The following is an 8,003-nucleotide window of genomic DNA, read 5'->3' on the forward strand; positions in this document are numbered from 1 at the left end:
CTTGATCTCTTCGTTACCGGGGGTGGCGGGGGCCCGGGGCAAAATGGGGAACAACAGGTCCTGGCTGGGCATGATACGAACTCCTGCAAGGGGTTATTGTCTAGTTATCGACCAAAAAACCGTTTTCTCAACTTTAATCGACCAAATCACATTTTCCGGTTGCTTTTTCCGTCAAGGCAGGTAGTTTAAATCGGGCGTCAACAACGACATCTTATTTGTAAAGGATTGATTACATGCAGTTCACCAGCCTGAAGACTCATCACCACCATCATCATCCCGAATAGTCTTTCAGGAGGTTGACTGCTGGAAGACACGTTACTGGTGACTTCCAAAAGGACCGCAAGATTCAGAAACCCTCGGAAGCACCCACTTCCGAGGGTTTTTTCGTTTTTGACTAGAAGGAAATCGAGCAATGGAAACACAACGTCTGCGTATCGCCATGCAAAAGTCCGGTCGTCTGAGCCAGGACTCCCAGGCACTGTTCAAGAGCTGTGGCCTCAAGATCAACCTGCGCGAGCAGCGCCTTATCGCCCATGTGGAAAACATGCCCATCGATATCCTGCGGGTGCGTGATGACGATATCCCGGGTCTGGTGATGGAAGGGGTGGTCGACCTTGGCATCATTGGCGAGAACGTGCTGGAAGAGGTGCAGCTTATTCGTGCCTCACAGGGCCTGCCCTTCGAGGTCAAAACCCTCAAGCAGCTGGACTTCGGCGGCTGCCGCCTCTCGCTGGCGGTGCAGGAAGATGTGACCTACACAGGGCCAGAGAGCCTTGCCGGAAAGCGCATCGCAACCTCCTACCCCGGGCTGCTCAAGCGCTTCTTTGACGAAAAGGGCCTTGGCTTCAAGAGCGTGATGCTGGGCGGCTCGGTGGAAGTGGCGCCGCGCGCGGGTCTGGCCGATGCCATCTGCGATCTGGTCTCCACCGGCGCGACCCTGGAGGCCAACGGCCTCAAAGAGGTGGAGGTGATCTACCGCTCCAAGGCGGTGCTGGTACAGGCCCCCAACCCCTTGTCCGATGCCAAGCAAAAGCTCATTGACAAACTGCTGCCCCGCATTCAGGGGATGCAGCAGGCCCGCGAGAGCAAGTACATCATGCTGCACGCCCCCAAAGACAAGCTCGATGCCATCACCGATCTGCTGCCGGGTGCCGAGCGCCCCACCATCATGCAACTGGCCGGTGACACCAATCAGGTGGCGCTGCACGTTGTTTCCAGCGAGACCCTGTTCTGGGAGACCATGGAGCAGCTCAAGGCTCTGGGTGCCAGCTCCATTCTGGTGCTGCCCATCGAAAAAATGATGGAATAAGGAAGGGACATCATGCAGACCCTGATCTGGAAGACCCTTTCCTCCGCCCAGCAGGCCGACGTGCTGACCCGGCCCGCTCTCAATGACGAGGCCGATATCGGCGCCGTGGTCAAAGAGATCATCTCAGCGGTGCGCAGCCGTGGCGATGAGGCCCTGCGCGAGCTGAGCCAGCGCTTCGAGCGCGCCCCCCGTGAGCAGTTGCGCGTCAGCGAAGCCGAAATCGAGGCCGCCTGTGCACGGCTGGATGACGAGATCAAAAGCGCCATCGAAGCAGCCATTGCCAATATTCGCACCTTCCACGCCGCCCAAGCGCAGCCGGTGGTGCGGGTCGAGACCCAGCCTGGGGTGGTGTGCGAGCTGCGCACCCAGCCCATCAGCCGGGTCGGCCTCTATGTGCCGGGGGGCAGCGCGCCGCTCCCCTCCACCGTGATGATGCTGGCCATTCCAGCTGCTATCGCCGGTTGCCGTGAAGTGGTGCTCTGCACCCCGTCCCCCGCCAGCGACGAGATCCTGTTTGCCGCCCGCGCCTGCGGCGTCGAGCAGGTGTTCGCCATCGGCGGCGCGCAAGCCATCGCCGCCATGGCTTACGGCACCGAAAGCATCCCCAAGGTGGACAAGATCTTCGGCCCGGGCAACGCCTATGTGACCGAAGCCAAGGGGCAGGTTTCGCGCGACTGGCGCGGCGCCGCCATCGACATGCCAGCTGGCCCCTCCGAGGTACTGGTCATTGCCGACGAGAGCGCCAACCCCGCCTTCGTGGCGGCGGATCTGCTCTCCCAGGCCGAGCATGGCCCCGACAGTCAGGTGGTGCTGGTGACCACCTCGCCGCTGCTGGCCGATGCCATCGCTGGCGAGATCAAGCGCCAGCTGGCCAAACTGAGCCGTCGGGAGATCGCCGCGCAGGCGCTCGGCAGCAGTCTGGTGATCCTCTGTGACGATCTGGCCGAGGCGTGCGCCATCTCCAACGCCTATGCGCCGGAGCACCTGATTGTGCAGACCCAAGCGCCCCGCGATCTGCTGGATAAACTCGAGAACGCCGGCTCCATTTTCCTCGGGGCATGGACACCCGAGTCAGTCGGCGATTACGCCAGCGGCACCAACCACACATTGCCCACCTACGGTTACGCCCGCACCTGCTCCAGCCTTGGCCTTGCGGATTATCAGCGCCGCTACACGGTGCAGGAGCTGAGCGAGCGCGGCATTCAGGGCCTTGGCCCCATAGTCCAGCGCATCGCAGAGGCCGAGGGGCTCGATGGCCACAAGAACGCTGTCACCCTCAGGCTGAACGCCCTGGCCGCCGCGCCCCAACAAACAGCACAGCAGAAGGATTTGTCATGAGCATTGCCAATCTGGCGCGCCGCGTGGTGCGAGCCCTCACCCCTTATCAATCCGCTCGCCGCATTGGCGGCAAGGGCCACGTCTGGCTCAACGCCAACGAGGCGCCGCAAGCCTATCCCTTCACCATTGAGGGGAGCCGCCTCAACCGCTACCCCGAGTGCCAACCGGCCGAGGTGGTGAGCGGCTATGCCGCCTACGCCGGGGTCAATCCCGATCAGGTGCTGGTGAGCCGCGGCGCCGACGAGGCCATCGAGCTGCTGATCCGCACCTTCTGCGAAGCGGGTGAAGATCAGATCCTCATCTGCCCGCCGACCTACGGCATGTACGCCATCAGTGCCGAGACCTGTGGCGTCGGTATCGTCGAGCAGCCGCTCACCGCCAGCCGCCAGCCGGACTGGCTCGCCATCGCCGATCGCCTCAGCGATGTGAAGCTGGTGTTCCTCTGCTCCCCCAACAACCCCACCGGGGATCTGGTGGGGCGCGACGGTCTCATCGCCCTGCTGGAGAAGGCGCGGGATCGCGCCATCGTAGTAGTGGACGAGGCCTATATCGAGTTCTGCCCCGAGGCGTCTGTGGTGGACCTGCTGGCCCGCTTCCCCAATCTGGTGGTGACCCGCACCCTCTCCAAGGCCTTTGCCCTGGCGGGGATCCGCTGCGGCTTTACCTTAGGCCATCCCGAAGTGATCGCCATGCTGGCCAAGGTGATCGCCCCCTATCCCATCCCCGAGCCCATCGCCCAGATCGCGGCGCAGGCCCTCTCCCCCATGGGACTGGAGCTGATGCGCGAGCGAGTGATAGAGCTCAACAAACAAAAAGCCGCCTTCAAGGCAGAGCTGGCAAAGCTTGCCTGCGTCAAAGCGGTGTTCGAGGATAAGGGCAACTGCGTGCTCGTGCGCTTTGTGGATAGCGCCGCCGTCTTCGCCGCCATGAAGGCCGCAGGCATCATACTGCGGGATTTCTCGACCAAACCCGGCCTTGAAAACTGCATTCGCATCACCATCGGCTATCAGGGCGAGATGGATGCCGTGCTGGCGGTATTGCGTGATCTGCCCTCTCCCTCTCTCTAAAACAAGGATGTTGCGATGAAGACCCCGTTTTTGTTTATCGACCGCGACGGCACCCTGATTGAAGAGCCGGTGACCGACAAGCAGGTGGATAGCCTCGCCAAGCTGCGCTTCGAGCCCATGGTCATTCCGGTGCTGCGCGAGTTGCAGGCCGCCGGTTACGTGCTGGTGATGGTCACCAACCAGGATGGACTGGGCACTGCCAGCCTGCCGCTGGAGAACTTCCAACCGCCCCACGACCTGATGATGCATTTATTTGAGTCGCAAGGGGTGAAGTGGGAGCAGGTGCTGATCTGCCCGCACTTCCCCACTGACGGCTGCAGCTGCCGCAAACCCCACCTCGGGCTGGTGAAAGAGTACCTCGCCTCGGGTCGCATCGATTTTGCCAACTCCTTCGTGATTGGCGATCGCCAGACCGATCTGCAGCTTGCCGAGAACATGGGCATTGGCGGTATTCGCTACCACCCGCAGGATCACGACTGGCTTGCCATCCGTGATCAGCTACTGTCCAAGGGCCGCACTGCCGAGGTGGAACGCTACACCAAGGAGACCCGCATTCAGGTGGCGGTTGATTTGGACCCTTCTGCCACCAACAAGAGCGGCGGCAACCAGATCGCCACCGGCATCGGTTTCTTTGATCACATGCTGGATCAGATCGCTACCCACGCAGGTTTCCAGCTCAAGCTGAACGTCAGCGGCGATCTGCATATCGACGATCACCACACGGTGGAAGACGTTGGGCTGGCGCTGGGTCAGGCGCTGCGTCAGGCCCTTGGCAACAAGCGCGGTATCGGCCGCTTCGGCTTCGTGCTGGCGATGGATGAAGTGCAGGCAGTGATCGATGCGCGTCCCCTCACTGAGCAGGAGGTGAGTACCGCGCTGGATCTCAGTGGTCGCCCCTACTTCGTGTTTGACTGCCCGAGCGGCTTTGGCCGCGACAACGTGGGCGAGATGGCCACCGAGATGGTGCCCCACTTCTTCCGCTCCCTCTCGGACGCCATGGCCATCACCCTGCAAATGAAGGTGGGCAGCGGCAACACCCACCATCAGGTGGAGGCACTGTTCAAAGGCTTTGGCCGCGCCCTGCGTCAGGCCATTCGGGTGGAAGGGAGCGAGCTTCCCTCCAGCAAGGGAGTGCTGTGATGGTGGTGAGCAAGCAGACACCGACCATCATCGACACTGCATTGATGGTGCGGATCTCGCCAATCGACATGGATAAGGCACGATGAACAATCAAAAACTGGTCATTATCGATACTGGCTGCGCGAATCTGGCCTCGGTCAGGATGGCGTTCGAGCGCCTCGGCGTGCAGCCGCTGGTCTCCAGCCAAGCGGCCGATATCGAGCAGGCCGACAAGCTGATCCTGCCCGGTGTCGGCACCGCGGTGGCCGCCATGAACAACCTCAACGAACGGGGGCTGGTGCCCCTTATTCGCGCCGCCAAGCAGCCGCTGCTGGGCTTTTGCCTCGGCATGCAGATGCTGGCAGAGGCCTCCGAAGAGAGCATGGGCACGCAGGGTTCGCCAGAGCGGCTTATCGACTGCCTTGGCATAGTGCCGGGCAAGATCCGGCTGATGGAAGTGGGTAACCTGCGCCTGCCCCACATGGGCTGGAACCAGATTGAGCATGACGAGAGCCATCCCCTGCTCAAGGGGATCCCAAGCGGCAGCTACTTCTACTTCGTTCACTCCTATGCGCTGGAGGTGACCGACGCGACGCTGGCGACCTGCGACTACGGCAAGCCTTTCACCGCCATCGTGGGCGGGGTTGCAGAGCGCAGCAACTTCTTTGGCGCCCAATTCCACCCGGAGCGCTCAGGCGCAGCCGGTGCCCGCCTACTGCAAAACTTTTTGGAGCTGTAACAAGGATGATCATTCCCGCAATTGACCTTATCAACGGTCAGGTGGTTCGCCTCTATCAGGGGGACTACGAGCAGAAGACCGAATACAGCAGCAGCCCGCAGGCCCGCTTCGACGAATATGTCTCCCAGGGGGCGGTGCAGCTCCATCTGGTGGATCTGGACGGTGCCAAAGACGCCAAGGCGCGCCAGCTGCCCCTGCTGACCCAGCTGCTGTCGGCCACCGAAGCGCCGGTGCAAGTCGGCGGCGGCGTGCGCACGGAGCAGGATGTGGCAGATCTACTGGCCGCCGGTGCCAGCCGGGTGGTGATCGGCTCCACCGCGGTCAAATCCCCGGATCTGGTGGCCAGCTGGATGGAGAAATATGGCCCCGAGCAGATCGTGCTGGCGCTGGACGTCAATATCGATGAGCAGGGCAATCGCCATATCGCGGTGGCAGGCTGGCAGGAGAACAGCGGCGTGACCATCGAAGCGCTGATCGAGCGCTTCCTCCCCGCCGGACTCAAGCATGTGCTCTGCACCGACATCAGCCGTGACGGCACCCTGGCTGGCACCAACGTCGAGCTCTATCGTGATCTCTGCGCCCGCTACCCTAGCGTCGCCTTTCAAGCCTCCGGCGGCATTGGCGGCATCGCGGATATCGAGGCGCTCAAGGGCTCCGGCGTCAAGGGGATCATCCTTGGCCGCGCCCTGCTGGAGGGCAAGTTCTCGGTGGGTGACGCCATCGCCTGCTGGCAAACTCCCGCAGCCGTTACCACAGGAGGCAACTGATGCTGGCAAGACGCATTATCCCCTGCCTCGACGTGAAAGATGGCGTGGTGGTCAAGGGGGTGCAGTTTCGCAACCACGAGGTGATGGGCGGCATTGTCGATCTGGCGCGCCGCTACGCCGAGGAAGGTGCTGACGAGCTGGTGTTTTATGACATCACCGCCTCCAGCGATGCGCGGGTGGTGGACAAGAGCTGGGTGAGCCGGGTGGCGGAGGTGATCGATATTCCCTTCTGCGTCGCCGGTGGCATCAAAAGCGTGGAGGATGCCCGCCAGATCCTCGAATTTGGCGCCGACAAGGTCTCCATCAACTCCCCTGCACTGGCCGACCCGACCCTCATCAGCCGACTGGCCGAGCGCTTCGGCGTGCAGTGCGTGGTGGTGGGAATTGACTCCTACTTCGACGCCGAGACGGGTCACTATCAGGTCAAACAGTTTACCGGTGACGAGAGCCGCACCCGCACCACCGCCTGGCACACTCTCGACTGGGTGCAGGAGGTGCAAAAACGCGGCGCGGGCGAAATCGTGCTGAACGTGATGAATCAGGACGGCATGCGTCAGGGTTATGATCTCGACCAGCTCAAGCTGGTGCGAAGCGTCTGCAAGGTGCCGCTGATTGCCTCCGGCGGCGCCGGTGCCATGGTGCACTTTCGCGATGCCTTCACCCTCGCCGATGTGGATGGGGCGCTGGCCGCCTCTGTGTTCCACAAGGGCCTTATCCCCATTCCCGAATTGAAACGCTGGCTGAAAACCGAAGGAGTCGCCATCCGTGAATAACTTCTCTGAAAATGCACAAACAACCGCCAACGCGCGCCCCCTTGCCGAGCAGCTCGATTGGGAAAAATGTGAGGGAATGATCCCCGCCATCGTCCAGCACGCCGCCAGCGGCGAGGTGCTGATGCAGGGCTTTATGACCCGTGAAGCGCTGGAGAAGACCCAGAGCACAGGTCAGGTCACCTTCTTTAGCCGCAGCAAACAGCGGCTTTGGACCAAGGGTGAAAGCTCGGGCAATGTGCTCAAACTCGTGGCCATCAGCACCGACTGCGATCAGGACTCCCTGCTGATTGCCGCCAACCCCGTCGGCCCCACCTGCCACAAAGGGACGACCTCCTGCTTCCATGGTCACCCGCTGCCGCCGCTCGGTTTTCTGGCAGAGCTGGAGCAGGTGCTGGCTGCCCGTAAAGGTGCCGATCCGGCCACCAGCTACACCGCCAGTCTCTACGGCAAAGGGACCAAGCGCATCGCCCAGAAGGTCGGTGAGGAAGGTGTTGAAGTGGCACTGGCCGCCATGGCCAAGGATCGGGAGGAGCTCATCAACGAATCCGCCGATCTGCTCTACCACCTGACCGTGCTGCTGCAAAACGAGGGTCTGGGATTACAGGATGTGGTGCAGCGGCTTTATGAGCGGCATAATTTGGCATGATACATATAGAGCTGTAGTTGAAAATTTGGCTAGGGGATAAATCTCCCCTAACCAAATCAAAGCCCTTCACTTAAGTAAAGTTGCTAATGCGATCAGATTATAATAGCCAGAAATATCGATGTTATTTTCCACTTCAAACTTTGCTTTAAGCAGGGTTAAACCAAGCTCTTTAGTTTTGTAGTTAGGGTTAGTTGAAATATTTTTATTTACTTCAATTAGCGCATCTTCGGCTGCAACTTTAACTC

The 8,003-nt window shown here is 61.1% G+C and carries 8 protein-coding genes and 1 other annotated feature; all 8 genes read left to right on the forward strand.

The features are described from left to right. The first annotated feature begins 259 nt into the window (after positions 1–259). Positions 260–388: a sequence feature (His leader region), on the forward strand. Positions 389–412: 24 nt separating this feature from the next. Further along, entirely contained in the window at positions 413–1,309 is an 897-nt protein-coding gene (hisG, locus tag LG31_RS0118470) for an ATP phosphoribosyltransferase (RefSeq protein ID WP_033115880.1), read from the forward strand. 12 nt (positions 1,310–1,321) lie between these two features. After that, positions 1,322–2,647 carry a histidinol dehydrogenase gene (hisD, locus tag LG31_RS0118475; protein WP_033115881.1) on the forward strand — a complete coding sequence of 442 codons (1,326 nt, stop codon included), beginning with the start codon at positions 1,322–1,324 and terminating at the stop codon, positions 2,645–2,647. Further along, positions 2,644–3,714 (forward strand): histidinol-phosphate transaminase, encoded by a 1,071-nt coding sequence (gene hisC, locus LG31_RS0118480; RefSeq protein WP_033115882.1) that lies wholly within the window; start codon positions 2,644–2,646, stop codon positions 3,712–3,714. Before hisD ends, hisC begins: the two co-directional genes overlap by 4 nt. A gap of 15 nt (positions 3,715–3,729) precedes the next feature. Beyond that, positions 3,730–4,854 (forward strand): bifunctional histidinol-phosphatase/imidazoleglycerol-phosphate dehydratase HisB, encoded by a 1,125-nt coding sequence (hisB, locus tag LG31_RS0118485; protein WP_033115883.1) that lies wholly within the window; start codon positions 3,730–3,732, stop codon positions 4,852–4,854. Between the two features lie 82 nt (positions 4,855–4,936). After that, the gene (gene hisH, locus LG31_RS0118490; RefSeq protein ID WP_033115884.1) at positions 4,937–5,572 is read left to right on the forward strand and encodes an imidazole glycerol phosphate synthase subunit HisH; all 636 of its coding nucleotides are present in this window, start codon (positions 4,937–4,939) and stop codon (positions 5,570–5,572) included. A gap of 5 nt (positions 5,573–5,577) precedes the next feature. Further along, entirely contained in the window at positions 5,578–6,339 is a 762-nt protein-coding gene (gene hisA / locus LG31_RS0118495; RefSeq protein WP_033115885.1) for a 1-(5-phosphoribosyl)-5-[(5-phosphoribosylamino)methylideneamino]imidazole-4-carboxamide isomerase, read from the forward strand. Further along, the gene (gene hisF, locus LG31_RS0118500; RefSeq protein ID WP_033115886.1) at positions 6,339–7,112 is read left to right on the forward strand and encodes an imidazole glycerol phosphate synthase subunit HisF; all 774 of its coding nucleotides are present in this window, start codon (positions 6,339–6,341) and stop codon (positions 7,110–7,112) included. The genes hisA and hisF overlap by 1 nt, the downstream gene beginning before the upstream one ends. Then, positions 7,105–7,758 carry a bifunctional phosphoribosyl-AMP cyclohydrolase/phosphoribosyl-ATP diphosphatase HisIE gene (gene hisIE, locus LG31_RS0118505; RefSeq protein ID WP_033115887.1) on the forward strand — a complete coding sequence of 218 codons (654 nt, stop codon included), beginning with the start codon at positions 7,105–7,107 and terminating at the stop codon, positions 7,756–7,758. The genes hisF and hisIE overlap by 8 nt, the downstream gene beginning before the upstream one ends. Positions 7,759–8,003 lie beyond the last annotated feature (245 nt).

It is taken from the genome of Aeromonas lacus (assembly GCF_000764665.1).
GTDB lineage: Bacteria > Pseudomonadota > Gammaproteobacteria > Enterobacterales > Aeromonadaceae > Aeromonas > Aeromonas lacus.

Excerpts from the sequence above, each read along its gene's own strand:
- hisG (WP_033115880.1), top strand. The coding sequence starts at position 413 with ATGGAAACACAACGTCTGCGTATCGCCATGCAAAAGTCCGGTCGTCTG.
- hisD (WP_033115881.1), top strand. The coding sequence starts at position 1,322 with ATGCAGACCCTGATCTGGAAGACCCTTTCCTCCGCCCAGCAGGCCGAC.
- hisC (WP_033115882.1), top strand. The coding sequence starts at position 2,644 with ATGAGCATTGCCAATCTGGCGCGCCGCGTGGTGCGAGCCCTCACCCCT.
- hisB (WP_033115883.1), top strand. The coding sequence starts at position 3,730 with ATGAAGACCCCGTTTTTGTTTATCGACCGCGACGGCACCCTGATTGAA.
- hisH (WP_033115884.1), top strand. The coding sequence starts at position 4,937 with ATGAACAATCAAAAACTGGTCATTATCGATACTGGCTGCGCGAATCTG.
- hisA (WP_033115885.1), top strand. The coding sequence starts at position 5,578 with ATGATCATTCCCGCAATTGACCTTATCAACGGTCAGGTGGTTCGCCTC.
- hisF (WP_033115886.1), top strand. The coding sequence starts at position 6,339 with ATGCTGGCAAGACGCATTATCCCCTGCCTCGACGTGAAAGATGGCGTG.